25 protein-coding genes are annotated in these 24,071 nt (G+C 45.6%); 4 read left to right on the plus strand and 21 right to left on the minus strand.

Annotation, left to right across the window (positions count from 1 at the left end):
- Nucleotides 1-10: 10 nt before the first annotated feature.
- The 4 genes from thpR to BN1765_RS16115 all read right to left on the minus strand — a co-directional run bounded on the left by thpR (nucleotide 11) and on the right by BN1765_RS16115 (nucleotide 4,539).
- On the minus strand, nucleotides 11-580 hold the full coding sequence (gene thpR, locus BN1765_RS16100) for an RNA 2',3'-cyclic phosphodiesterase (RefSeq protein WP_050616098.1): 570 nt from the start codon (nucleotides 578-580) through the stop codon (nucleotides 11-13).
- Nucleotides 581-678: 98 nt separating this feature from the next.
- Nucleotides 679-1,533, minus strand: a complete 855-nt coding sequence (gene dat, locus BN1765_RS16105) for a D-amino-acid transaminase (protein ID WP_050616099.1) — start codon at nucleotides 1,531-1,533, stop codon at nucleotides 679-681.
- Nucleotides 1,534-1,600: 67 nt separating this feature from the next.
- On the minus strand, nucleotides 1,601-3,016 hold the full coding sequence (pepV, locus tag BN1765_RS16110) for a dipeptidase PepV (RefSeq protein ID WP_050616100.1): 1,416 nt from the start codon (nucleotides 3,014-3,016) through the stop codon (nucleotides 1,601-1,603).
- A gap of 233 nt (nucleotides 3,017-3,249) precedes the next feature.
- Entirely contained in the window at nucleotides 3,250-4,539 is a 1,290-nt protein-coding gene (locus BN1765_RS16115; protein WP_050616101.1) for a M48 family metallopeptidase, read from the minus strand.
- A 433-nt stretch (nucleotides 4,540-4,972) separates the two neighbouring features.
- Between BN1765_RS16115 and BN1765_RS19655 the strand changes: the two genes are divergently transcribed.
- Complete coding sequence (locus tag BN1765_RS19655; RefSeq protein ID WP_075050818.1) at nucleotides 4,973-5,194, plus strand: DeoR family transcriptional regulator; 222 nt, start codon at nucleotides 4,973-4,975, stop codon at nucleotides 5,192-5,194.
- A 19-nt stretch (nucleotides 5,195-5,213) separates the two neighbouring features.
- Here the strand turns inward: BN1765_RS19655 and BN1765_RS16120 are convergent, their stop codons facing one another.
- The gene (locus BN1765_RS16120) at nucleotides 5,214-5,942 is read right to left on the minus strand and encodes a pseudouridine synthase (protein ID WP_050616102.1); all 729 of its coding nucleotides are present in this window, start codon (nucleotides 5,940-5,942) and stop codon (nucleotides 5,214-5,216) included.
- Nucleotides 5,943-6,014: 72 nt separating this feature from the next.
- Complete coding sequence (locus BN1765_RS16125) at nucleotides 6,015-7,622, minus strand: putative polysaccharide biosynthesis protein (RefSeq protein WP_050616103.1); 1,608 nt, start codon at nucleotides 7,620-7,622, stop codon at nucleotides 6,015-6,017.
- Nucleotides 7,623-7,952: 330 nt separating this feature from the next.
- Between BN1765_RS16125 and BN1765_RS16130 the strand changes: the two genes are divergently transcribed.
- On the plus strand, nucleotides 7,953-9,224 hold the full coding sequence (locus tag BN1765_RS16130; protein ID WP_050616104.1) for a BaiN/RdsA family NAD(P)/FAD-dependent oxidoreductase: 1,272 nt from the start codon (nucleotides 7,953-7,955) through the stop codon (nucleotides 9,222-9,224).
- Nucleotides 9,225-9,292: 68 nt separating this feature from the next.
- Here the strand turns inward: BN1765_RS16130 and BN1765_RS16135 are convergent, their stop codons facing one another.
- From BN1765_RS16135 to BN1765_RS16145, 3 genes are all read right to left on the minus strand, one after another.
- On the minus strand, nucleotides 9,293-9,475 hold the full coding sequence (locus BN1765_RS16135) for a sporulation protein Cse60 (protein ID WP_050616814.1): 183 nt from the start codon (nucleotides 9,473-9,475) through the stop codon (nucleotides 9,293-9,295).
- Between the two features lie 97 nt (nucleotides 9,476-9,572).
- Entirely contained in the window at nucleotides 9,573-10,541 is a 969-nt protein-coding gene (locus BN1765_RS16140) for an MBL fold metallo-hydrolase (RefSeq protein WP_187119459.1), read from the minus strand.
- A 40-nt stretch (nucleotides 10,542-10,581) separates the two neighbouring features.
- Nucleotides 10,582-11,334: an SDR family NAD(P)-dependent oxidoreductase gene (locus BN1765_RS16145; protein ID WP_050616106.1), complete on the minus strand. Its 753-nt coding sequence runs from the start codon at nucleotides 11,332-11,334 to the stop codon at nucleotides 10,582-10,584.
- A 109-nt stretch (nucleotides 11,335-11,443) separates the two neighbouring features.
- On the opposite strand from BN1765_RS16145, the gene BN1765_RS16150 reads away from it, so the two are divergent.
- Together BN1765_RS16150 and BN1765_RS16155 are read left to right on the plus strand one after the other, a co-directional pair.
- Nucleotides 11,444-13,024 carry an amidohydrolase gene (locus BN1765_RS16150; protein ID WP_050616107.1) on the plus strand — a complete coding sequence of 527 codons (1,581 nt, stop codon included), beginning with the start codon at nucleotides 11,444-11,446 and terminating at the stop codon, nucleotides 13,022-13,024.
- A gap of 95 nt (nucleotides 13,025-13,119) precedes the next feature.
- Nucleotides 13,120-13,884: an IclR family transcriptional regulator gene (locus tag BN1765_RS16155; protein ID WP_050616108.1), complete on the plus strand. Its 765-nt coding sequence runs from the start codon at nucleotides 13,120-13,122 to the stop codon at nucleotides 13,882-13,884.
- A gap of 9 nt (nucleotides 13,885-13,893) precedes the next feature.
- Here the strand turns inward: BN1765_RS16155 and BN1765_RS16160 are convergent, their stop codons facing one another.
- The 12 genes from BN1765_RS16160 to BN1765_RS16205 all read right to left on the minus strand — a co-directional run bounded on the left by BN1765_RS16160 (nucleotide 13,894) and on the right by BN1765_RS16205 (nucleotide 24,057).
- Nucleotides 13,894-14,619: an enoyl-CoA hydratase/isomerase family protein gene (locus BN1765_RS16160; RefSeq protein WP_050616109.1), complete on the minus strand. Its 726-nt coding sequence runs from the start codon at nucleotides 14,617-14,619 to the stop codon at nucleotides 13,894-13,896.
- A 22-nt stretch (nucleotides 14,620-14,641) separates the two neighbouring features.
- Nucleotides 14,642-15,415, minus strand: coding sequence for an enoyl-CoA hydratase/isomerase family protein (locus tag BN1765_RS16165; RefSeq protein ID WP_082195505.1), 774 nt, complete (start codon nucleotides 15,413-15,415; stop codon nucleotides 14,642-14,644).
- A 12-nt stretch (nucleotides 15,416-15,427) separates the two neighbouring features.
- A complete protein-coding gene (locus BN1765_RS16170) occupies nucleotides 15,428-17,302 on the minus strand; it encodes a CoA transferase (RefSeq protein ID WP_050616111.1) in 1,875 nt (624 codons plus the stop codon).
- A 70-nt stretch (nucleotides 17,303-17,372) separates the two neighbouring features.
- Nucleotides 17,373-17,516: a hypothetical protein gene (locus BN1765_RS20300; RefSeq protein WP_187119460.1), complete on the minus strand. Its 144-nt coding sequence runs from the start codon at nucleotides 17,514-17,516 to the stop codon at nucleotides 17,373-17,375.
- Between the two features lie 39 nt (nucleotides 17,517-17,555).
- Complete coding sequence (locus BN1765_RS19660) at nucleotides 17,556-17,675, minus strand: hypothetical protein (protein ID WP_075050819.1); 120 nt, start codon at nucleotides 17,673-17,675, stop codon at nucleotides 17,556-17,558.
- Between the two features lie 39 nt (nucleotides 17,676-17,714).
- A complete protein-coding gene (locus tag BN1765_RS16175; protein WP_050616112.1) occupies nucleotides 17,715-18,935 on the minus strand; it encodes a CaiB/BaiF CoA transferase family protein in 1,221 nt (406 codons plus the stop codon).
- Between the two features lie 36 nt (nucleotides 18,936-18,971).
- Nucleotides 18,972-20,174: a CaiB/BaiF CoA transferase family protein gene (locus tag BN1765_RS16180; protein ID WP_050616113.1), complete on the minus strand. Its 1,203-nt coding sequence runs from the start codon at nucleotides 20,172-20,174 to the stop codon at nucleotides 18,972-18,974.
- 120 nt (nucleotides 20,175-20,294) lie between these two features.
- Nucleotides 20,295-21,458 (minus strand): acyl-CoA dehydrogenase family protein, encoded by a 1,164-nt coding sequence (locus BN1765_RS16185; RefSeq protein WP_050616114.1) that lies wholly within the window; start codon nucleotides 21,456-21,458, stop codon nucleotides 20,295-20,297.
- Between the two features lie 18 nt (nucleotides 21,459-21,476).
- Entirely contained in the window at nucleotides 21,477-21,899 is a 423-nt protein-coding gene (locus BN1765_RS16190) for a Zn-ribbon domain-containing OB-fold protein (protein WP_050616115.1), read from the minus strand.
- A 7-nt stretch (nucleotides 21,900-21,906) separates the two neighbouring features.
- Nucleotides 21,907-23,076: a thiolase C-terminal domain-containing protein gene (locus BN1765_RS16195; RefSeq protein ID WP_222705401.1), complete on the minus strand. Its 1,170-nt coding sequence runs from the start codon at nucleotides 23,074-23,076 to the stop codon at nucleotides 21,907-21,909.
- A 5-nt stretch (nucleotides 23,077-23,081) separates the two neighbouring features.
- Nucleotides 23,082-23,528: a hotdog family protein gene (locus BN1765_RS16200; protein ID WP_050616117.1), complete on the minus strand. Its 447-nt coding sequence runs from the start codon at nucleotides 23,526-23,528 to the stop codon at nucleotides 23,082-23,084.
- 1 nt (nucleotide 23,529) lies between these two features.
- A complete protein-coding gene (locus BN1765_RS16205) occupies nucleotides 23,530-24,057 on the minus strand; it encodes an FAS1-like dehydratase domain-containing protein (protein ID WP_050616118.1) in 528 nt (175 codons plus the stop codon).
- Nucleotides 24,058-24,071: the final 14 nt, after the last annotated feature.

A 24,071-nucleotide genomic window follows, 5' to 3' on the forward strand; every position in this document is an offset into this window, starting at 1 on the left:
AAGGCCCGCTTTATTCCCCTGTTAGGGATATCTGTATGGCTTCTTTATATTTCGGCGTTTTATCCGGGTCAATCTCAAAAAGAGATATCCGCTCTGCCATGCAGGTAATCCCTTCCCCCATTTCCTGTGAACATTCTTCAAGCTGCCTGTCCCCAAAAGCCGGCTCTCCTATATAATTCTTGGCAATTGTTATATGAGGGGTAAACGGCTGTCCGCTGATCTGATAGCCATGTCCACGACAAATATCGGCAATTTTCCGCTGAAGTTTATATATGCTCTCATCCAATTCCGGTTTAGCCCAGAGGATTCTCGGTTTTTCTCTGCGCCCAAATATGCCAATGGAATGAATGTCGAGCGAAAAAGGTTGCTGACCCTTCAACATATCGGCAATATCTTTCATACAATCCGTGCTTGTTGCAGATTCGCTTGCCCCTAAAAAAGCCAGCGTCATATGATAATCTTCTTTGAATACCCATTTTTTGAAAGGAAATTGATCTTTTATCCTATTGGATGTGTTCCACAGAAAAGATTTTGCTTCTTCGGGCAATGCCATTGCAATAAAATAATGGGTCACTTTCATCTTGTCTTCCACCTTTCAGATTCAAAAAGCCGACACCAAATAATACATGTGCCGGCTTTCTATTCCGTAACCAATGGAACAGTTACCTTTTTTATACCTTATTTTCCGCAATGTAGGTCAATTTCATTCCTGTAAAGAGACTGAAGGAGCTTAGTGATTTTTCCTGGACTGCCGTTGCCGATTGTTTCCTTTTCGATCTTGATAATAGGCGTAATTTCAGAGGTGGTACTGGATAAAAAAACTTCATCTGCTCCCATCATCTCTTCAATCGCAAAAGGCCGTTCTTCAACTGGTATACCTTGTTTCGCGCACAATTTCAGGATTACTTGTCTGACGATACCGTTCAAAATCAGATGATTGGCTGGATGGGTAATCACTTTGCCATCAAAAACTATGCTAATATTGGAAGAACTCCCTTCGGTGACAAGATTCCCTCTATGCTGGATTGCTTCATAGCAGCCATTCTCTACAGCCGTTTCTTTAGCCAATACACTCCCAAGAAGATTCAGGCTTTTTATATCACACTTCAGCCATCGTATATCTTCAACTACGATAGCAGACACCCCGTTGTCCGTCGTTTCCACCGGCAATGGCACTTCTTTCGTATAAGCAGTAATCACTGGTTCGACATTTTTCCCGGGAAATGCATGATTTCTTGGAGCTGATCCTCGCGTAACCTGAAGATAGACTGTACCCGTTTTTATTTGATTTATATCTACCAATTGAACGAGCAATCCCTTCAATTCTTCGAGTGGGCAAGGAAGCGATATCTTAATCTTTTCCAAGCTGCCGGCTAAGCGGTCAAGATGTTCATCAAGCGTGAACATAACACCGTTGTACACTCGAATCACTTCATATACTCCATCGCCGAATTGATAGCCGCGGTCTTCTAGATCAATTGCCGCTTCTGTCGATGGGACTAATTTTCCCTTACAAATAATCATTTCCCCCATAAATGCCACTCCTTCATTGCATCTTGTCCTGCTCATCCTATCCTGTGCCTTTTAGCGCCACAGCCCCTTACTTTGCTAAACGGTAAATAGCTTCCGCATACATAGCCGTCGCCTTCAACAAATCCTCTATATACATATACTCGTCTTTTTGATGGGCTATGTCTTCTCTTCCCGGGAATAATGGACCAAATGCAACGCCCGCCTCTAGCGAACGGGCATAGGTGCCGCCGCCGATTGCAAGTAATTCTGCCTTCTCTCCCATTTGCGATTCATAAATGGAAGATAATGTTTTAACCAAGAAGCTGTCTTTATCGACGTGGTGAGGGCCGGAATGGGAATCAGTCTTCAGTTCGAATGAATTTTCATCCAATATGGACAGCAACTGTTCCTCCGCCGCTTTTTGTTCATAGGTAACCGGATAGCGCTGATTGATGCCAATCTGGCCGCCTTGTTCCGGGGAATAGCTTAAACGGCCGACATTTAGGGTAACGTCCCCCGTTGATTCGTCATGGTGCGCCAATCCGAATGCATTTCCTCTTGAATCTTCCCACAGATACTGATCCACAAATGAGAAGAAGGCAGCAGCATGCGGAGTTAAAGAAAGGCTATTCAAAAAGTGGGCCATATACAAGCCGGCATTCTTTCCGTTCTTTGGCTCCATCCCATGTGCTGAAACACCTTCAATCTCGAGAGCAAGGGATGCACCCGCTAAGGCAGAATTGCCTTTCACCTGATACTTTTCAAGAAAAGCCGCAAATTGGTTTTCTACTTCCCGGCCTTCATCGCCCACGGCCAGAACGACTTTAGCATAGTCAGGCACCATATTAAAACGTCTGCCAGAGGTGAACTCATCGACAATAATGCCCTTTTGCTCCGCATTTTTCACATCCGGTCTTTGATTAATATAATAATCCCAAATCCCCTTCTCCGCGAATATAATCGGGAAATCAGCATCCGGAGCGAAGCCTAAAGTAGGCATTTCTTCTTTTTCAAAATATGTATCAACACAGCGCCAATCGGACTCTTCATCTGTCCCAATGATCATGCGGACGCGTTTGGATAAAGGCAAGCCCAGCTCTTTGACGATATTCATAGCATAATAGGCCGCCATTGTCGGTCCTTTGTCATCCAGCGCACCCCGGGCGTAGATTTTTCCATCTCTGATTTCCGCTCCGAATGGATCGCTGCTCCAGCCATCTCCTTCAGGCACTACATCCACATGGCAAAGGATCCCCAGGATATCTTCCCCCTCGCCCATTTCGATATGGCCGGCAAGATGTTCCACATCCTTTACCTTATAGCCATCTTTTTCTCCTTTCTTGAGCAGGAACTGCAACGCTTCCTGTACACCTTTTCCAAGCGGAGCCTCGGGTGTTGCATTCTCTTCATCCATCACGCTTTTTATCCGCAAAAAAGCCTGCGTATCTTTTATGAACTGTTCTTTTCTTTTATTTACTTCTTCTGTCCAATTGATTGTAGTCAAAACGACAACACTCCTTTTGATTGCAGATTTGTAAGTTCCTTTTCATGCTTCCCTTTCCCGGCAATCCATAACCGAAAACGAAGGCGAAAGAAACGGTTTCACTTACTTCCTATCATACTCTAAAATACAGAGCCATGCATGCAGGGGCTTTTAGCCGATTTTTCGAAAGCAGTCTGCTAGGCTTAGGCAGAAAAAAGGCCTGGTCAATCTTCTCAACCCGGCCTGATTGCTATTCACTTAAGTAAATCCATCATGTGTTTGTTTCGGTTTTCTTTTGCCCACTCATATGCAGTCATGCCTTCGCTGTCTTTAACTGTTGGGTCTGCACCAAGCTTCAGTAAAAGCTTCACCATTTCCGTATCATCGTTGTAAGCAGCCTCTATTAAAGGGATGCTTCCATCTTGATCGCTTTTATTCAAATCACTGCCGCTTTCGATCAATAATTTTGCTGCATCTAAATGACCGTTCCAGACTGCATACAGAAGGGGAGAAGAATCTTCGCTATCACCTTCGTTCGGATCCGCCCCAGCTTCCAATTCCGCCTTCATCCGTTCAATATCATTCTGCGAAGCGGCATCCATCAGTTCTGTAAACGATTCATCTGTATAATCTATATCTTCTGACAAAAATGAATCTGCTTCATCCAACCAATTGGACACGAGAGAAGGAAGGCCAAGGAATACGACATACAAAAAAGCTGCAAAAAGAGATACGGTAAATGCCATCAGAATCCATCCATAACGCTTACGCTCTTTGATCAATCTGGTCCTTTCAGGCGAATGCCAATGCAATAATGCGTTCATGCGTTTTGGAAGATGGGGGTGCGTGGACAGCTTTTCACTCAACCATAAAAAGAACCCTTTTTCTTCCTCCAATTGAGCCATATAGACTTCCTTATCAACGCGGTATTGCATTTTTTTGCCGATTGCCAGTGTCATTAGGGCATCTTGCGCAGCTTGTAGATTGCCGGTGTAATAGGCGGCGTAGCGGTCGCACGAATATTCGCAGGCGCGCAAATAAGCCTCCCCGAGGAAAGGAATCCACATTGCCGGGAGAATAAAGGCATGCATAGACAAATGCCTTTTTTTGATATGAGCCAACTCATGCGCCAGGACGAAAAGCACTTCATCCTCCCGTCCTTCTTCGATAAGGTCGAAAATTTCTGAATACAGGACGACCATATTTTTACCGAAAAAACGTGTGGCAAAGGCGTTCAATATGCCGTTGCTTTGCATAACATATATAGCAGGCATTTTTTTCAGCTCCATCTCTTCGGATAGCGCCGCCACTTTTCCATAAAGGTCCGGAAATTGCTTATCTGATATTCTGACCGCATTTCGGCGGATATGGGCCATGCTTAATGCATGTATAAAAGCAGATATAATTCCAATAATAAAGCATATAACAATGCCTATAAGTGAAAAGAGGATCATTAAGTAAAAAACTGTGCTGACTATTATGGATAGAATGAGGTATCCTTTTTCCTTCTTGTGCCTTAATTGTGTTTCAAGTTGTTTTTCCATTCAAATCTCCTTTATATTAAATAATCAAATTCTTAGTATACAGGATGGAAGAGACTTAATATATAGGAAAAATATAGTTTTAATGGTATATTTCGTAGCCTGTGCACCATATTATAACAACTAAGGAAGGCTTTTTTTGTGACAGTTCTGTCAATTTAATAGCTTTTTCCTGCACTTACCTTTAAAATAGAAGATGTACATAAGAGAATCGGCTGCCCTAACCGCAGTTGATGCTCTTCATTCTATTCCGTAATAGGAAGAAGGAGATGTATGCTCCCTAAAATCACACAGCTTTATTCTTAACAGTTTGTAGTTGTAGTTATGTCACTTGTCTCCGTGTACAAATCTGATTCATTTAGAGATGTATACGCGCATTTTTTAGAAAAGTGAAACTTCATCCCTGTAGGCTTATTAAGAAATAAGGAGTGGTTTTTTGAAACCTTCAACAAATAGGATGCTAACCCGTATTAAATCCGTATATATGTACATCAGAGAAAACGGGACTGTAACTACGCAAGATCTTGTCGAAGAATTTGGCATCACTCCTCGCACTATTCAACGTGACCTGAATGTGCTCGAATACAACGATTTAGTCGTCAGCCCAAGCCGTGGGCATTGGCAGACCACTAGCAAAAAAATTAGATTATCCTCTTAATAAAAAAAAGCCGGACTGGTTACAGTTCGGCTTTCTTCTCGTAATTCACAAGACTTTCCAGTTCTTCCTCGGTCAATTCTCTGTATTCCCCCAATTCAAGGGTTTCATCCAAGACCAGATCGGCCATCGTCAGCCTTTTCAGATACGTGACTTTCTTCCCGACAGCTTCAAACATCCGTTTCACTTGATGAAATTTACCTTCCGTAATGGTAAGTTCAATTTCTGATATGGGCCCGGATGACAGGATCGTCAAATGCCCCGGTTTGGTATGATAGCCGTCGTCAAGAGTGACACCGCGCTGAAAAGCCTTTCCGTCTTCTTCAGTCACTTCGCCTTCAATAACAGCAAAATACTTCTTGGGCACATGTTTTTTCGGCGATAATAATTTATGGGATAATTGGCCGTCATTCGTCAATAGCAAAAGGCCTTCGGTATCTTTATCCAACCTTCCGACCGGAAAAGGTTCGAATGCCCGGTCTTCATCCTCTAGAATATCCACCACCGTTTCTTGACGGTCATCTTCTGTGGCCGACAAAATGCCCGGCGGCTTATTCATCATCAGATAGATGAATTCTCTGTATTCCACTTCCATCCCTTGGACGGTTACCTGCTGGCTGTCCGGGTCAACATGAAATTTTGCATCCTTTATAACCGCTCCATCCACCTTTACGGCTCCGGATTTCAGCATTTTCTTTACTTCTTTTCTGCTGCCAAACCCGCTGTTGGCAAGCATCTTATCGATTCTCATCTTCATAGCACCTTCTTGCTCTTTTGTATGAAGAAACCTTGCCTAAATGGGCAAGGTTTCTTATCTATTGCATTATAAACCTATTTTGGCCTTTAACCGGCCGATTCTGTCACCGAACAGCTTGTATGCCAATTTTGATTTCATCGCTAAGACGAAATAAACAAACGCTCCAATACCTGCTCCAATGGCAATTGTCAGCATTGCCGGCCAAGGATGTTCCGGGTTTAGGAACAACGCCAATAGCTTAGTCGATAAAATAACAACCACTGCCATAACAGCTGTAAACACGCACATCAGAATGGTACGTTTAATGACCAAATTGTATTTGTATCCGGTGAAATAGTGGATTACATAAAAATTAATGAGTGTAGCCGCCAAATAGCCCAACGTTGTTGCATAAATAGCTCCTTCTGTTTCAAACATCCGGATTAAAGGTATATTTAACGCCAGCTTGACCAGAAAACCAACCAGTAAACTCAAAACCGTGTATTTTTGTTGGTTGATCCCTTGCAACACAGCTGCCGTAACCGAGAAGAATGCAAACAAGATGGCGGTAGGCGCATACGTCTGCAATACTTCGACCCCCATTTTATCATATCCATAGAACACCGTATAAATTGGTTTTGAAAGTAATGACATACCGATAGCGGCAGGCAACGTCAAGAAAAGGAGGACCTGAAAGGCCTGATTCAATTGACTTGTGAACAAATCTTTTTTTTGTTCAACATACGCTTTTGTGACAGAAGGCACAATCGACATGGCAAAGGCTGTCGCCAATGACATCGGAATGATTACAAGCTTTTGCGTATTGAAATTCAATATGCCGAAAGCATCCCCGGCGATCGATTTCAAGCCGATTGAGGCCATTGCGTTATTGAATGTCAGCGTATCGACAAATTGGAACAACGGCATCGCAATACCGACAAAAACGAAAGGAATGCTGTACAGGATGATTTCCTTATACATTTCCAGCATGGAAATCGAAACAGCCCCCTTGTCCTGCAGAAGCATCCGGTCAAGATAGGGCTTCCGTTTTTTCCAACTCCATAGCAATACTGCCAAACTGCCAATCGCGCCGACAAAGGCAGCAAAAGTGGCTACCGAAATAGCAGTGACCACACTTCCATCCATAAGGTACATAATCACAAATGCCCCGCCTAACAGGACAACAACTCTCACTATCTGTTCGACGACCATCGAAACAGATGTAGGCCCCATCGATTCATTTCCTTGGAAGAATCCGCGGATCAAACTCATGAATGGCACTACGATTAAAGCAAAACTTACAGCCCTGATCACTGTCGCAATCTGGGAGGGCGTGAAGTTATTCTGCCCTTCCCCCATTACTTCCCCAAGGCCAGGAGCTGCAAAGAATAGAATCAGAAATGAAACAACACCTGAAAGGAGCATGACCTTCATGCTCGAACGAAAAAGCTTTTGTCCGACGCCGTATTCTCCCATGGCATTATACTTTGCCACGAATTTGGAGACAGCCATCGGGATACCGCCGGTCGCAATCGAAATAAAAATAGTATACGGCACATAGCCATATGAATATAGCTGTGTACCCTTTGTGCCAACGATCGCTTCGAACGGAATTACATATAACAAACCAAGTACCTTGGACAATACCATTCCGATTGTCAGGATGAAGGTACCTTTCAACAATTTTGATGACATATAATCCCTTCCTACTGTCAGTCCATTATGCACACACACTCTATGCTGCCATATCTTTGATTGCTGTAGGCATACGGTTTCGGTGATCCATCTGCCCCATCGCTTTAAGTAAATGATTGCCTGAATGTATGTTCATGCTGCACTTCATTTTAACAAAAAACGGCTACTCTACATTAGCATTGACCAAACAATAATAAAGCACTGAAATGCTCCAAAGAACGAAAAAAAACCTTGAAGCGGTCAGTACCCCATCTATTCTATCAAGTATTTTTATAATTAGCCAACTTACATTATAATGAATAGACGAAAAAAATAATAGTTGGTGAAATAATGAAATATGATGTAATCGTAATAGGCGGAGGGCCATCAGGGTTAATGGCGGCCATTGCCGCTGGAGAAAAAGGGGCTAAAGTTCTCCTGATTGAAAAAGGGGACAAGCTAGGGCGCAAATTGGCTATATCCGGCGGAGGGCGCTGTAACGTAACCAACAACTTGCCAATTGATGAAATCATTAAGCATATACCTGGGAACGGCCGTTTTTTATACAGTGCTTTTTCCGTGTTCAACAATCAAGATATAATTGCTTTCTTCGAAAATCTGGGTGTTGCCTTAAAAGAAGAAGACCATGGCCGGATGTTCCCCGCATCCAACCAATCCGCGAGCGTCGTCAATGCGATGATTGACCAGCTAAGCCGCTATCGCGTCAAGGTTATGCAGAATACAGCGGTAAAAGATGTTATGTACAAGGATGGCCATGTCCATTCTGTTATATTGAAAGACGGGCAGGAATTTGAGAGCGATGCCGTCATTATAGCAGTCGGGGGGAAATCGGTCCCAAGGACTGGCTCTACAGGCGACGGCTATGCCTGGGCCCAAAAAGCCGGGCACACTATCACCGATCTATACCCAACCGAAGTGCCACTAACATCGGATGAACCTTTTATCCGAACCAAAACACTGCAGGGTTTATCATTGCGTGACGTAGAATTAAGCGTAGTCAATCCGAAAGGGAAAACAATCATTGCTCACCGGATGGATATGATTTTTACGCATTTTGGCATAAGCGGCCCTGCTGTCTTGAGATGCAGCCAATTCGTAGTTAAAGAATTGAAAAAAGGCAAGCAGAAAAACGTAACGATGAAAATCGATCATTTCCCGGATATAAACCAAGAACAGCTATTCCAGCTATTCATCAAGAAAATAAAAGAAGACCCTAAAAAAGCAATCAAAAATATTTTTAAGGGGCTCATGCCGGAACGCTATCTTCAATTTCTATTTAAAAAAGCGGAAATGGATGAAAATGAGCAAGGCGCTTCTTTATCACATGACAAACTGCGCACATTTGCCGGGCTCTGCAAAGGATTTACCTTCACTGTGAACGGTTCGCTTTCTATAGAAAAGGCCTTCGTGACAGGAGGGGGCGTATCCGTCAAAGAAATCCAGCCAAAGGAAATGGGCTCAAAACTGATGCAAGGATTGTACTTCTGCGGCGAAATTCTTGATATCCACGGATATACCGGGGGATATAACATTACTTCCGCACTAGTGACAGGGCGGTTGGCAGGCGTAAACGCTGCTGCCTACAGCCGAAATTTAAAGTAATTATTTTATACCACCGGCCAAACAAAAAGGAGAGACATTTGTCCTCCTTTTTTGTTTGGCTTATATTCTTATGACTTATAGACAATCATGGCAGTAAAACAATAGATCTGTTCATCTTCATCCTCTCCAATGGCTGCCACATTGTATTTAATATCCACCAACTGGTCTTCGTCCACCTTTTGCAGAAAATGGTTCATTTCCTTTTCTAGGTCTTTTTCATGCTCATAATCGAATACCTTCACTTTTATCAAAAAGGCCATCTCCCTTTTCCTTTTTTACCTAGTATAGGCAAAATTCAGAAAAGTATAATCATACAACTGGACATCTTAATTTTTTATGATCGCCCTTTTACTCTTCTTCTATCGCCAAGATAAAAAAAGCCTTTCCCAGCTCTTCCTCTTTCTTGATGCAGCCGAGTGATTCAAGATATTCCAAATTGGTGATCACCTGGATAAAGGCAGACATTGCCCGGTCGTGGGATTGAATAGATCCATAGACAGATTTAGCGACCTCATAGGCCGTTTTGCCTTTCCTATCAACAGATTGGAAGGTTTGATCCAATCTTTTTCGATAATGTGCACGCATTTTGCCGATCCGCCCGCGAAGATCGTCAATCAGCTGGCCGTGGCCCGGCAGCACGTAGTCTGCGGCAAGCCGCTCTAAAGGATCAAGCGTAGCAAAATACTGTTTCAACGGATTTTCGCCCTGCTGTTTTGTCAATATGATTGGGTTCATGTCATTTAGAATGTGGTCGCCGACAAATAAAATGTGCTTGTCATGCTGGTAGAAACAATAATGATCTGGCGAATGCCCCGGCGTCCAGATTGCTTCATAGAAGTCATTCCCGATTGGGATTTTCTCATGGTTAGAGAATAGCCTGTCTGGCTCAAACAAGAAATCATGGTATAAAAAATAAAGATCCTTTCTCTTCGGCAAAACCGGGCCGCCATGATAGGGACTGAGCGCACGAATTGGATCTTCATACTGGCCATCCTTAAAAAGAGATCTCATTTTCAGCAATTCTTCGTATCCTTGGGTGGAAATCCAGACAGGTGTTCCATACCTTTCCTGAAACCAGGAAGCGAGGCCCATATGGTCGGGATGGATGTGAGTGATAATCACTTTTTCAACTGGAAGCTTCCCTTCGAGTTCCATTTTCCACAGCCATTTTGCTTCTTCCGTATTGGCGCCGGTATCGATGATCGTGTAGCCTTTATCTCCTTCAATCAAATAGCAATTTGCACTCCCTGTATCGTAGGGAATAGGCAATGTGAACTTGTGTACACCATCTGTAATTTTAGTATTTATCTTCGCCACGCTCCCCCTCTGTTTCATTTCTCCCTTTTTTAAACAGCTTTCACCTTGCTTTAACGGCTCCTCCATCCACCATCAATGTATGGCCTGTAATATACGAAGCATCGTCGCTTGCAAGAAAAACGACCGATTTTCCAATATCTTTTTCGCTATCGCCAAGACGGCGCATGGGAATAAGATCAACCATCTTTTGGTAGGAATGAGGATGTTTGTCCTGCCATTCCTGGACTCCCGGCGAGTCGGCGAGCGGGCATACAACGTTGACATTAATGCCGTATTTCCCCCATTCATTGGATGCGACGCGCGATAGGGCTCGGATGGCTTCTTTAGAAGCGGCGTAGGATGCTTGGTTGCCCAATCCTTCCATTCCTGCCCCCGATGCAAAATTCACTACTTTCCCTTTCGTTTCTTTCAAATAGGGAAGGGCATTCTTCATCAGTAAAAAAGTTGCCCATATTCCTGTATTTAAAGATAAGTCCATGATGTCCTCCGTTGTTTCTTCTATGGGGACATTTTTCGATGCATGGGCATTGTTCACTAATACATCCAGTTTGCCATAACGTCCAATCACCTTGGGAATGATGGAAACAACCTCCTTCCTATCCGTCAGATCTGAACGGATAAAGAAAGCATCGCAACCTAAATCCAGTAATTCCTGCTCTGTTTTTCTGCCCTTCTCTTCATTCAAGCCGACAAAAGCAATCGAGGCTCCTTCTTTGGCGAACGCATGGCAAATCCCTCTGCCTATACCGGATGACCCTCCGGTGATCAAGGCTATTTTATTCGCTAATCTCATTTATTTTCCTCCTCTTGCTTCGATAGAGAAATACTATTGCCTCATCTTTATTGTTAATATTCGGAATTTTATTTATACTTTTATATACTACTTATTTGGAGGTTATAGTATGGACTTTGCCCCGCTTGCTGATTTGGTCATATACAATGCCACTGTTCTTACCATGGATCCGCTCCATCCCTATGCCTACGGAGTTGCTGTCGCGAAGGGAAAAGTGATCGGCTTGCTGGACCATCATGACGTAACTTGGCCGCTTTCAACCCGCGGTAAGGCTGTGGACGCCAAAGGGTCTGTCCTGATGCCAGGATTAATAGATGCCCATTGCCATCTGCGCGCCCAGATCACCCAACAATCATCCGTGCCATGCGATAAGGATCATGTCGGCTGCTTAGAAGACATCATTAGAGCCTTAAAACAGGAAGCAGACCAAACACCTAAAGGAAACTGGGTACGGGGTAGCGGCTATAATCCATTTTATCTGAAGGAAAAAAGGCATCCAACCCGGTGGGATTTGGATAAGGTTTCACAGGACCACCCTATCCGCTTGCGCCATATTACCCGCCATGCTTCCGTCCTGAACAGTGCAGCGCTGACATTGGCAGGCATAGGGACGGAAACACTCGCACTTCCCGGTTCATCCATTGAAAGAGACCCTTCTGGCATCCCGACCGGTGTCATTTATGGAGCAGATGCCTGGCTCTCCGAAAATGTCATCCCTCCCCTATCAACAGAAGATCTTCATAAGGGCGCCGCGCAACTCCACACCAACCTGCTCGCAGCGGGCATAACAGCTGTACAGGATGCGACCCCTACCAATAATCTGTTTGATCTGTCATTCTGGTCAGCCTGCTTACAGGACGGCTGGCAAATCAATATTCAGCTTATGGCCTGCCAAGAAAACCATCAGCAATTGGTTTCAAAAGCCAACCCACTTATCTCAGCTGAACAATCGCATTTACTCGGGATAGGAGGCATAAAAATAGTGATGGAAGCCAATCCAGATCTTTTTCCAACGCTCGACAAGCTAACAAAAATGGCCATCCAGGCAGCTGCGAACGATCTCCCTCTTGCCATGCATGCAGTAGATCCCGAAATGATATGTGCTGCCTTGGAAGCAATCCAGGCTGCCAAGGCAAAGCATCCCGAAACAAGAACCCTTTTCAGGATAGAGCATTTAAGTTTGTGTCCGGATGTCCTGCTGGAAGGCCTCAAACAATCGGGTGCCATCATCGTGACGAATCCTGGACTGCTTTATGCTCACGGAGACAGATACCGAAAAGATGTCCCGCCAGAGGAACACAGCTGGTTATACCGGATGGGAAGCCTTTGCCGCGCAGGCATTGCTTTGGCAGCTGGTTCCGACGCCCCTGTCGCTTCTTATAATCCTTGGATCGGCATCTATTCAGCATGCACACGCAAAACTGAAAGCGGCCATACATTGGCGCCGGCCGAAAAAATCAGCCGCATGCAGGCATTAACCATGTATACAACCGCTGCTGCAAAAGCAGCAGGATGGGAAAAAGAAAGAGGGATGCTGAAGGCAGGATATATCGCAGACATCATTTCCCTTGACCGCAACCCATTGACCTGCCCGAAAGAAGAATTAAAGGAAATGGCCATCCTTACAACATGGATCGCCGGAGAAGAAGTATATAAGCATCCATACCTTGCTGAAATTGTAAAAAAATAACTGATAATTTATAATAGAAGTACTTTTTACCTCTTATCCTTTCACCGGCACATAAGCTTAAGAGTAAAAAAAAACAGCGCTGCGAGGTAGAAAACATGGCTGAAAATAAAACCGTACACCGCTTGAACACAGTTGATAATGCCATTTCCCTTTTATCATTATTCCTGAAGTATGACACGATCGGCCTTATGGATATCGAAAAGGAAACCGGCATCAGCAAGACAGCGGCATTCCGCCTGGCTGTGACACTAGCCGACCGCGGAATACTTATAAAAGATGCAAAAACAAAGCTGTACAGCCCAGGTCCGCTTCTCCTGCAGATCGTCAGAAGATCCCAAACGAACGATATCGTCACCATTGCCCAATCCTATCTGCAGGAACTCGCCGAAATAACGAAGGAATCCGTCTATTTATCAATCAGATCCGGCAATAAATATATCTATTTGTCAGGTATCGACAGCAATCAGTTTTTAAAGGTATCGATTCCATGCGGTGATGAACTCGACCTGCATTTCGGCGCTGCGGGCAAACTGCATATGGCCTATATGGCCGATAGCGATATTGACACCTATTTTAAGCGCAATAATATAGGGACCCTTGGCGGAAAGAATACCGATCACTTCCGCAATCAACTGGAAGCAATCAAGCAACGCGGCTATTCCCTAAGCCTTGGCGAAAGCTATGCTGAATCATCCGGAATCGTCACTCCTATATGGGGAATGGGGGAAGAACCTGCAGCAACTATTGGCATTTATCTTCCCACCTCAAGGCTTACATCTACACTTGAACAGAGATTTATCGACCTTGCTTTGACATTCAGCAAAAGAATAGGCAAAGAGATCAAAAACAGACACCAATAATACCTTATGTCACCGCTTCGCTGCCCAAGATCGACCTACCACTGCCCTTTCCTTCGCTAATGCATCGGAAAGGGACAAATCCATTCCATGTGCAACCAACGTTTTCGTCCACTGGGCAGTTTGCGCCTTTTTTTCTGTTAGTTGATCCATGAAACGAAGGGCATTTGACAGCAGATTTTCCTTGGGCACGATTTTGTGGATGATTCGCAGGCGGCATCCCTCTTCAGCATTGATCTGCTTGCCTGTCAACATCATTTCCATCGCATGGCCTTCCAGTACAAGCCGTGGGAGGCTCTGTGTCCCTCCCGCGGCTGGCACCATGCCTAGTTGGGCTTCCGGAAGGGCAAGCCGCGTTCCCGGCGCTGCAAAACGAAAATCGCACAACATGGCCATCTCTAATCCCGAACCTACAGCAAATCCATGCAGGCATGCTGCAATCGGCTTGGGAAGACGGCGCAATTCTTCCCATAGGTCCACTCGCAATCTGATTTGCCGCTTTGTCAATACAGATGGCTCTGTTCCAAATTCGGTCAAATCAGCTCCCGCACAAAACCCTCTTCCATTGCCATGCAAAATCGCCCCCTCCATTGTCGGGTCATCACGGATTACCTGTATCGCTTCATATAATTGATCGCGCATCTCTGCACTGAATGAATTCAATTTATCGGGCCGGTTCAGCGTAATGACTGCGATCGAACCTTCCCTGTCCAACAAAACAGCTGGCGCTTCCTTCATGTCCTTCCCCTCCTTTGCTAAACTATCTTCCTTTGAAAACCGGATGCCTTTTATTCAAAAAGGCATCGACCCCTTCCATTCGATCTTCACTTGTCTGAAGGAGCATATACATATCTAATTCAAGGCGCAATGCCTGCTCCAGCGATAATTCGCTTCCCCTCAAAAGACATTCCTTGGCAAAGCGCATAGCGAGAGAAGAATTGGCGGCTAATTTCTTAGCCTCTTTGCAGGCTTCATGCCATAATGTTTCTTTACTGAATGGCTTATTGATGAAACCAAGTTCGATAGCTTCAGGCCCATAAAACGTTTCTCCACCCAACAAAATCCCCATCGCCGGTCCTTTGCCGATCAATCTTGGCAGCCTTTGCGTAATCCCACCCGCCGGAACAAGGCCGGCTTGGATTTCAGGAACTAAAAACTGTACATCCTTTTCTGCGAAACGAATATCCGCTACACATGCCAGGCTGAATCCCAGCGAAGACGTGTGGCCATGTAAAGCCATAACGACCGGACAAGGTATTCTCGCCCAATCCTCTATTGCTTGGCATGCTAGTGTAAGGGCGTTAAAACACTCATCATCCGCCTCCAAATGACGGTCTATTCCGGATGAAAAATGGGGTCCCCTTCCGCCAAGGACAACTGCTCTGATTTCCTCCCTATCCCACACACTCCTTGCCGACTGGCTCAATTCTGCGGCCAGCCCGGGTTCCATCTGGTTGAAGGTTTCCGGCATATTCAGAAGAACATGGAGAACGCCATCCTCCACCCATTCTTCGATAAATTGATTAATCATCATTCATCCTCCTTTTTATGTATGAATTTTTGCTCTCGCGGGACAGAGAGCGCTAAAGATTTTGTCCGTATGCTCGCCAAGATGGGGGGGCGGGTTGCAAGGATTTTGCCAGCCTTCGCTTTTCCACGGCATCCCCGGCAGCTGATTGCCAAAAGTCGGTCCTGGATAGATGTTCAGATAGTTTTCAAAACAAGATTCAATCCCTCCTGTTCCGGAAGAGAAGGAACGGCTAAATCTCCTATTCTCATTCTCTTCATTCACAAACTGGCACACTGTTTCATACTGAGATACATCCACCCGAAAACCACATTGGTCTTGTTCACGCTTTAACAAGGCTAGAGCCAGGGCAAACGCACCATGTATGCCAGCGCCGATATCACTGACTGCAAACCCTGGAAGCCAAGGTTCACCTTTCTCGTAGTATGTCAGGCTCGCCAAACCAGACATGCATTCCAGGGTAGGGCCATAGCCAATATAATCACGGTAAGGACCAGTTTGGCCAAAAGCGGACAGAGAACCGATGATCAAATGGGGGTTGTGTTGCCAAAGCACTTCGCTATCTAAACCAAAATTCTTCATAACGCGCGGGCTGAAATTTTCAATGAGCATATCGCTTTGTGAAACCAATTCCAAAAGCGCTGCTCGGTCGCTGTCCAGGCGCAAGTCTAATTGCAGCCCCAGCTTATTCCGATTCAGTTCACGAAAGAAAGGGGAAGACACTCCTTGTTCGGCTCTCGTTCCATCTGGGCGGACGGCTGATTCCACTTTTAGGACTTCCACCCCCATATCTGCATACAGCCTAGTGCAATAAGGGCCGGACCACATTCCAGTCAAATCGATAATCCTTAACTGATTCCATGAGCGGCTGCGCTTATATTTGGTTCCCTGCACCATGTTGTTTGATTCGGTCTTCCATGGAAGGCCAGCATACATCTTTCCGTTTGCTTTTTCCCAAAACCCTCTCGAAGCAAGCTGAGGGCACTGTTTTGTTACTTCCGGCGTTTGCACTTTAGCGAATGGAAAGCGGAGCATCTGGCCGAGATTGAACAATTCGTCTCCTGGCATTGCTGCCGACCAAGCTGCAAGTTCTCTCTCAAGTTCCATGCAATTCAACAATCGTCCAGCACTGTCCGCCCACTGGGTTTTAGCTTCCAGGCCGGCCCATCTTTCAAGTAGCTCCCACTTTTCATCCACCGGCGCCCCGATGAATACCCAGCCATCCGCTGCCGGCAAAATAGCCATGGGCGCAAGGGCATGGTGCCGGTTTCCAGGGCGAGTCCGAATGGTTCCTGTTGCGGCAAAATCTGAAAAAGCACCTTCCAAGGCGCTTACCGCGATTGAAAGTGCTTCAATTTGAATCTTTCTGCCTCTACCGCTCCATATTCTCTCCAGCAGTGCGAATTGTCCGGCGCAGGCAGCGTGCGCTCCAACGATAGAAGTAGCAGGAGAGCCGCCGACCATAAGCGGCTCTTTAAAAGGATCTCCCGTAAGTTCCATCCACCCTGCCGCCTTTTGCAATCCATATTCCTCCGCGTCGCTGAATATGCCGGCCGAAAACTGTATAAAGACACCAATGGTATCAGAGGCTGCTCCGTCTAAAAATCCCTGAATCAACATTTGAATGCCAGGTTCTACATGGCTATCCCATAGGATGATATCCCATTGCTGGCTCAGGAGGGAATGGACAGTTTTTACACCATCTCTCTCACCGTCTGCAATCACGATGTTTTTCTTTCTGTCTCTGTACAAAGAAATATCATCTGCACCGCAAACCTTCGTCACCTTTGCTCCGCTTTCGGCAAACAGCCGCCCTGCATAACCTGCAGATGGACTGCTTGCGACTTCCAATATCCTTGCCGTTAACATCTGGTGTTCCAATGGCTTTGGCATACAGTCCACCCTCCCTATTCTCATTTTTACCTATGCTGCACAGGCCCTGCTTCACTCTAAACAGAAATAGTTAATCTGCAGTCGGCAATGCAACAGGTTTCTTCAATTGCATGTCTGTATTGCAGCACTGGATCACACCGTCTCCTGCTTTTATGCATAAAACTTCAGCTCCGCATTCCTTGCATTCCATCCGCTTGCCAAGTTTATTAGACATCTATGTCACCCCTTTATTGCATACTTGATCATGGCTAAACTATTGCTTTTGTTCCATTTCCTTGCCGCAGCATTTCAGTTCCGCTTTGCCTAGCTTCGTAATAATGAACTCACTTTCACACACGGAGCACTTAAATTTCGAACCGATTTTGAGAGTCATGGACAGTCCCCCCTTCCCGCAGATATTTTTCGGGCATTCTCATTGGCTTTGAGGCTCGCTGCCTATGATTCCCTTATTCTCCAAATCTCCAATCTTCTCATCAGAAAGTCCAAGCAGATGCTTGAGTACCTCCTCGTTATGCTCACCGATTGTAGGTGCCGGGAATCGATGCTTTAAACGTTCACCTGATACTTTTAAAGGCCAACTTGGGTAAGCATGTTTTCCAACGTATTTCCGGTCCAACTCCTGGAACAGATCAGCCAGATAAGGATCCTTCTCCATTTCGTTCACATGGAGGACAGGACCTGCACTGATGCCGGCTTCTTGAAGAAGATTGGCAGCTTCATAGTGCTCGAGGGCGGACGTCCAACTTTCAATCAGCGAATCCAACTCATCCTGGTGGGCATATCTTTTCTGGAAAGTACTGAATTCATCCCTGGATGCCCAATCAGGATTGCCGATGGCTTCCTTGAATTTTGTCCATTCTTCTTCTGTGGATACAGCAATCGCAATCCAGGAGTTGTTTCCCTTGCTTCGATATGCGCCATGGGGCGCATAATTAGGCTGTCTGTTTCCGTTTCTTCCCCAGCTTCTCCCGTTTAACGAAACATCAGAGATCGGCTGGCCCATCAGATTGACGCAACTTTCTACCTGAGGCACTTCAACGAACTGCCCCTTACCTGTCCGGTTCCTGTATTCCAAAGCCGCCAATACGGCAAAAGTGGTATGAAATCCTGAAATCACATCCGCCACACCGGCAACAATCATAGGATTTTCGTCTTTATAACCATTCAACTGGGCAATACCCGATAGCATCTCGAAGGTAAAGGCAAAGCCTGGCTGGTCTTTATAGGGCCCCTCATTTCCATATGCCGGCATACTGAACATAATAATTTCAGGATTGATTTCCTTAAGGACATCATAGGTAAGCCCAAAATTCTTCATAACACGGGGAGTGAAATTTTCAATGACTACATCGCTTTTGGCGACAAGTTCTTTGAAAAGCGTTAATCCTTCTTCATCATTGAGATTTAATGTTATTCCTTTTTTATTATGGTTGGCCGAAACAAATTGTGGCCCCAGTTCCCACCAATGATCGCCAGGCACCGACAATGTATATCGAAAGCCGTCAGGAGACTGCACAGATTCTACTTTAATGACTTCTGCACCCTGAGCGCCCAGAAATGAGGTGCATAACGGCCCAGACCACCACATGGATAAGTCTAATATGCGAATTCCTTCTAAAGGCAAGGTTGACATCTTTTTAATCCACCTCTTCCTGTCCGTCTTATGGAATTAAATAATCCCTTCCTTTTGATAAAGGGCGATTTTTTCGTCAGAAAAGCCAAGTCTATTTTTATAGATTTCTTCATTATGCTCCCCTAGCAATGGAGCAGGATAATTGATTCTCCAAGGAGATTCCGACATTCTGTATGGAGCTCCCGGCTGCATGACACTGCCCATTACAGGATGGTCTACTTGTATAAAGAAATTGCGCTCCTTGTACTGGGGAATGGAAAGCATTTCTTCAAAGCTAGGGACATCAGTAATCGGCACTCTCCATTCCGAGCCTAATTTAAAAATTTCTTCTTTTGTATGCGCCATGAGCCAGGGATCGAGTCTTGCCTTAAATTCTTCTTTATGCTCAATCCTTTTGAACAAATCCATAAAACGGGGATCTTCGGCCCAATCATACATTTCGGTCATATAGCAAAAATCCTGCCAATGGCGCCCATGCAGAAGGGAAATCCCGATATAGCCGTCCTTGCATTTTTCTACGCTTGGTATCATCATATACCTCTCAATGTATTTTGCAGGAACAGTAGGATACGAATTTTGGACAGTTCTGTATGAAATAAGAAGCGCGCCGCATTCAGTAATGGAGATGTCGAGATGCTTTCCGGCTCCGCCTGGTTTCCGGCCCACAATCTCTGCCATGGTGGACATGGCGGCAAATGTCCCGGCAATATACTCTAGCATCCTCAGTGATCCAGCCGCACGGACAGGCTCTCTATCGCTTTCCCCAATCTGGCCCATATGTCCGCTCATTGCTGCCGTGATCATCTCCGTGGCTTTCATGTTCCTATACTTGCCCTGCTGCCCAAAATTTGAAATAGAAGTCATGATTAAACGGGGATTTATACTTTTAAGCTCCTTATAGCCCAAGCCTAACCTTTCCATCACTCCAGGGCTGAAATTCTCAACTAAAATATCAGCTTCAGAGACCAATGTTTTTATCATTTCTTTGCCTTGCCCCGTTTGTAGGTTTAGCGTTAGGCCGCGCTTATTATTATTGAGATAACCGAACAATCCGCTGGCATTCAAATCAAGTTCATCATTTGGGAATGGGCCTTCCCATCTAGAGGGATCCCCCTTCTCTGGGCGTTCTACTTTAATGACATCAGCACCCATGTCGGCCAGCAATTTCGTGCAATACGGCCCGGCGATATGCCAAGATAAATCAATCACTTTTAAACCGGAAAGGGCTTGGTTTCCCATTACTCCACCTCATGTCCTATAGAATGGATCGAAAATCACAGTTTCTCGATTAGCAACGAAAGATATCTTCTGAACCATCCGAATAGGATCGCTCAGAAGATAGAAGGGATCTGGGCACCGTCAAACCCGGCTCATCTCATTTTCCTTCACAGAAGCCATTGATTGGCTGATAGTAGCCAAATGCACGGAAGGCGTTCCTAAGGACAATTGCAGATTCTTAAATCTCCGGAAGCAAAATTGAAGAGGATAGTCCATATCCAGTCCCATGCCGCCATGCAATTGATGGGCTCCTACCAGAACCTGCTGCCCTTCTTTGCTGAGATACGCCTTGGCAATCGAAATCTCCCTGGCTGCTGTAAGGCCTTCCCCCAATCTCCAGATTGCCTGATAGGCAGCCATTTTGCCTCCTTCAACAATCGTATACATATCGGCCAGGCGATGCTGTACGGATTGGAAACTGCCGATTGGCCGGCCGAATTGGATTCTTTCTTTTACATAATCGCTTGTCACTTCAACCGCTCGGCGCAATACGCCCGCCATCTCTATACAATTGAGAGCAGTGGCCATTTGAAGAACCTGCTGGCTTGCTTCCCAACCTCCATTTACAGTTCCGATGACATCCGCTTCAGAAACCATAACTTGATTAAACTGGACTTCATGTAACCCATCCGGGCCAATCGATGGCGTTTCGGTTACTGTGATGCCCTCACGCTTCATATCGATCAGAAAAAGGGTTAATCCTTCTTCCCCCGTCCCTCTATTGCTTTCCGTCCTTGCGAGAGTCAGCATATAATCAGCCGTGGCGGCAAAAGGAACAAATAATTTATTGCCTGACAACACAAAGCTATCCCCATTCCTTTCCGCCTTTGCTGTGATATATCGCATATCATAATGGGCCTGCTGTTCAGAAAATCCGCCGGTAAAGGTGATTTTTCCTTCACCCGCCAAGGGTAGCAACTCTTTCTTTTGCATCTCGGTACCGAATTGCAATAAGGGGAGAATCCCGTATGAAAGAGTGGGAACGAAAGGCGAAGGAAGCGAAGCCCATCCGGCTTCTTCCACTATGATGGCCAAATCCAGCATACTCCCTTCCATCCCGCCATATTCCTCAGGGATTGCCAATCCTAGAAACCCCAGATCTGCAAGTTCTTTATATAAAGAGGGAGAATAGTGCATCTCGCTGTTCTCCATTGCTCTTAATTCAGCTACTGAGCATTTTTGCGCAAAAAATTTACCGGCTGTGCTTTTGAATTCTTCTTGAATATCATTTAATGAAAATTCCATTGTCCCCCACCTCTTTCTTTACGTATTCCGCCGCTTGAATTTTGGAAGAACCAAATCATCCGCTACTTCATCAATCACTAGTTCAACAGGCATTCCTATATATATATCTTCCGGTTCGCAATCGACCATATTGGACACGATTCGTACGCCTTCTTCCATTTCGACAAGTACGACCTCATATGGTACCTCAAAGCCTGGATGGACCGGCCGATGATAAACTACATAGCTATAAATGGTGCCTTTCCCGCTTGAGGGAACCCACTCCATGTCAAAACTTTTGCATTGGTTGCAGATTGGACGCGGAGGATGCATGTAGCTATGGCAATTCGCACAGCGCTGGAAATATAAATCCTTCTTTTCTTTCAGATAGTCCCAAAAAGGTTTTGTATCTACATCCATCATAGGACGCGGCGAGGCAAACTCTTTATTATATCGAACCATATTTAAATTACCCCCTTCTTAAAATGAGGCCGCTTGATGGAACGCCTGGCCCGCTCGTCACTAACACATGCTCTACCTGATCAACCTGGTTGGTCGATGTGCCTCTTACCTGACGAACGCCTTCCGAAATCAAGTTCATTCCATGAAGATATCCTTCAGACATGAGGCCACCCGCAGTATTAATCGGCAGCTCTCCACCTACTCGAAGCCGGTCCCCTCCTTCACAAAAAGGAACGCCTTCCCCTTTGCCGACAAAACCCAGTGCCTCCAATTGCATAGGCACCAATGGACTGAAGGCATCATACAATTGAGCAACATCAATGTCCTTCGGTGTGATCCCAGCCATCTTGAACAATTCTTTTCCATACGCTTCGATTTCTGGGAACTCAGCGATATCAGGACGATAATAGCTAGTCATTACTTCTCCGTTCGTCGCCATTCCCTGGACAGCACCGGAAATATAGGCAGGGCGTTGCTTTAGATTGCGAGCCCGTTCAGCAGTCGTGACAATCACAGCAACGGCTCCGTCTGTACTCAGGCAGCAGTCATGCCGGCGCAGCGGTGCAACATTGATCGGAGAATCAAGATATTCTTCCATAGTAAGCGGGCGATCGTAGAACATCGCCTTAGGGTTGCGGTTCGCATGCTCGCGATTAACAAGCGCCACCCAGCCAAATTGGCCATCCTTTATTCCATATTTATGGATGTACCGCTGTGCAAACATGCCGTCCCAAGAGACAGGTGTAAGCAACCCGTAAGGATGATACATCCCCATATGGATGTCCGTAGATACACGGCTGGCATCAAAATCACCGTATTTGATGCCTGAAGCATCCCTGATTGATCGGACACATACCACGCAATCCGCGATTCCCGCTGCTACAGCGGCTACAGCATGTGTAACTGTTGCGCAGCTTCCACCGCCTCCATAGGGCGTTTTACTGAAAAATTTTAAATTAGGTATTCCAAGCGCCCGAACAATCTCAATCTGTTCAGAAGCTGTGTCGAGAGTGTAGTTGACCATTCCATCGATATCTTCCAATTTTAAACCTGCATCCTCAACAGCATCCAGAATCGCCTCTACTGCCATTTGCAATTCACTTCGTCCGCAATTGCGGCTAAACTCGGTAGCGCCAATCCCCACAATCGCCGTTTCATCCTGTTTAAATCTTCCCACAGACATTACCCCCTTTCCGAATGTAGCGCCATAATCGCTTTGCCTATAGCATGATTGCCCAGAGAATTCTTGCCGCAGAACTCCACTTCCACTAAATGGTTTCCATCTTCCTCATACTTTTTTGTAATGACGCCTGTCATGGTCATTTTGTCGCCAGGATAGTTCGGCACTGCTAGCCGCAATGTGATTTTCTTTATTTCCCCTGTCGGTCCGGTCCAATCTGTCAAATACTTGCCGATCAAGCCGTTCGTCGTGAGAATATTCATAAATACATCTTCTGCGGCTGCTTTACGGGCCGCATGATAATCGTGGTGGACTGCTTCATAGTCATGTGTGGCCGAAATGGCACCGCCGACAATCAATGCCGCTGTGATGTCCCGTTCTGCAACCGGCAACTTATAGCCTTCTTCCAATTCACTCCATAAAACAGTAGCTGGACTTGAAATATTCATTTCATGAGACCCCCTGTTCATTTGTTACAGCATGATAGGCCAAAATGGTGAAACTCTGTTTGCATACCACTTGGTTGCACTGATTGGTGAACGTATAGAGGAAAGTAACGAAGTATCCCGGCCCCCTGACCGTCTGCTTCTCCGGTGAAACTTTATCGACCGAAACCGTATAGGATATCCGGTCTCCAATTTTCATCGGCTCGAAGTATTCCTGGACTTGCTCCGTTGCCACGATGGATGTATATCCCGCTTTATTCAGTTCCCCGATCAGAAGTTCCATGGGATTCGGCTGTCTGGCTGTCTTCGGCCATAAAGGGTTCATCGTGTATACCTGCACCTGCATAGGCGGGGCGATAATTTCTCCGTAACGGGACGACGCCGCATACTGTTCATCGCTGTATAAAGGGTTCGTTTCCTGCATTACCTCACACCAATGGCGGATCATTTGGCTGCAAACTGCGTCTGGCCCTTCCACCACTTCTGAATCAATGCCCATATATTTTTTAATTGTTTCTTCACTTAAGGCCATTTTCCATCCTCCTC

It is taken from the genome of Bacillus testis (assembly GCF_001243895.1).
GTDB classification, from domain to species: domain Bacteria; phylum Bacillota; class Bacilli; order Bacillales; family DSM-1321; genus Bacillus_AD; species Bacillus_AD testis.

What these genes read in the sequence shown, in the direction of transcription:
- BN1765_RS16180 (WP_050616113.1), bottom strand. Translation starts at nt 20,174, where the DNA reads ATGGGAAACCAAGCCCTTTCCGGTTTAAAAGTGATTGATTTATCTTGG.
- BN1765_RS16145 (WP_050616106.1), bottom strand. Translation starts at nt 11,334, where the DNA reads ATGAGATTAGCGAATAAAATAGCCTTGATCACCGGAGGGTCATCCGGT.
- BN1765_RS16165 (WP_082195505.1), bottom strand. Translation starts at nt 15,415, where the DNA reads ATGATGATTAATCAATTTATCGAAGAATGGGTGGAGGATGGCGTTCTC.
- BN1765_RS16130 (WP_050616104.1), top strand. Translation starts at nt 7,953, where the DNA reads ATGAAATATGATGTAATCGTAATAGGCGGAGGGCCATCAGGGTTAATG.
- BN1765_RS16150 (WP_050616107.1), top strand. Translation starts at nt 11,444, where the DNA reads ATGGACTTTGCCCCGCTTGCTGATTTGGTCATATACAATGCCACTGTT.
- BN1765_RS16170 (WP_050616111.1), bottom strand. Translation starts at nt 17,302, where the DNA reads ATGCCAAAGCCATTGGAACACCAGATGTTAACGGCAAGGATATTGGAA.
- BN1765_RS16200 (WP_050616117.1), bottom strand. Translation starts at nt 23,528, where the DNA reads ATGAATATTTCAAGTCCAGCTACTGTTTTATGGAGTGAATTGGAAGAA.
- BN1765_RS16160 (WP_050616109.1), bottom strand. Translation starts at nt 14,619, where the DNA reads ATGAAGGAAGCGCCAGCTGTTTTGTTGGACAGGGAAGGTTCGATCGCA.
- BN1765_RS16185 (WP_050616114.1), bottom strand. Translation starts at nt 21,458, where the DNA reads ATGGAATTTTCATTAAATGATATTCAAGAAGAATTCAAAAGCACAGCC.
- BN1765_RS16125 (WP_050616103.1), bottom strand. Translation starts at nt 7,622, where the DNA reads ATGTCATCAAAATTGTTGAAAGGTACCTTCATCCTGACAATCGGAATG.
- BN1765_RS19660 (WP_075050819.1), bottom strand. Translation starts at nt 17,675, where the DNA reads ATGACTCTCAAAATCGGTTCGAAATTTAAGTGCTCCGTGTGTGAAAGT.
- BN1765_RS20300 (WP_187119460.1), bottom strand. Translation starts at nt 17,516, where the DNA reads ATGTCTAATAAACTTGGCAAGCGGATGGAATGCAAGGAATGCGGAGCT.
- BN1765_RS16120 (WP_050616102.1), bottom strand. Translation starts at nt 5,942, where the DNA reads ATGAGAATCGATAAGATGCTTGCCAACAGCGGGTTTGGCAGCAGAAAA.
- BN1765_RS16190 (WP_050616115.1), bottom strand. Translation starts at nt 21,899, where the DNA reads ATGGTTCGATATAATAAAGAGTTTGCCTCGCCGCGTCCTATGATGGAT.
- BN1765_RS16205 (WP_050616118.1), bottom strand. Translation starts at nt 24,057, where the DNA reads ATGGCCTTAAGTGAAGAAACAATTAAAAAATATATGGGCATTGATTCA.
- BN1765_RS16155 (WP_050616108.1), top strand. Translation starts at nt 13,120, where the DNA reads ATGGCTGAAAATAAAACCGTACACCGCTTGAACACAGTTGATAATGCC.
- dat (WP_050616099.1), bottom strand. Translation starts at nt 1,533, where the DNA reads ATGGGGGAAATGATTATTTGTAAGGGAAAATTAGTCCCATCGACAGAA.
- thpR (WP_050616098.1), bottom strand. Translation starts at nt 580, where the DNA reads ATGAAAGTGACCCATTATTTTATTGCAATGGCATTGCCCGAAGAAGCA.
- BN1765_RS16175 (WP_050616112.1), bottom strand. Translation starts at nt 18,935, where the DNA reads ATGTCAACCTTGCCTTTAGAAGGAATTCGCATATTAGACTTATCCATG.
- BN1765_RS16115 (WP_050616101.1), bottom strand. Translation starts at nt 4,539, where the DNA reads ATGGAAAAACAACTTGAAACACAATTAAGGCACAAGAAGGAAAAAGGA.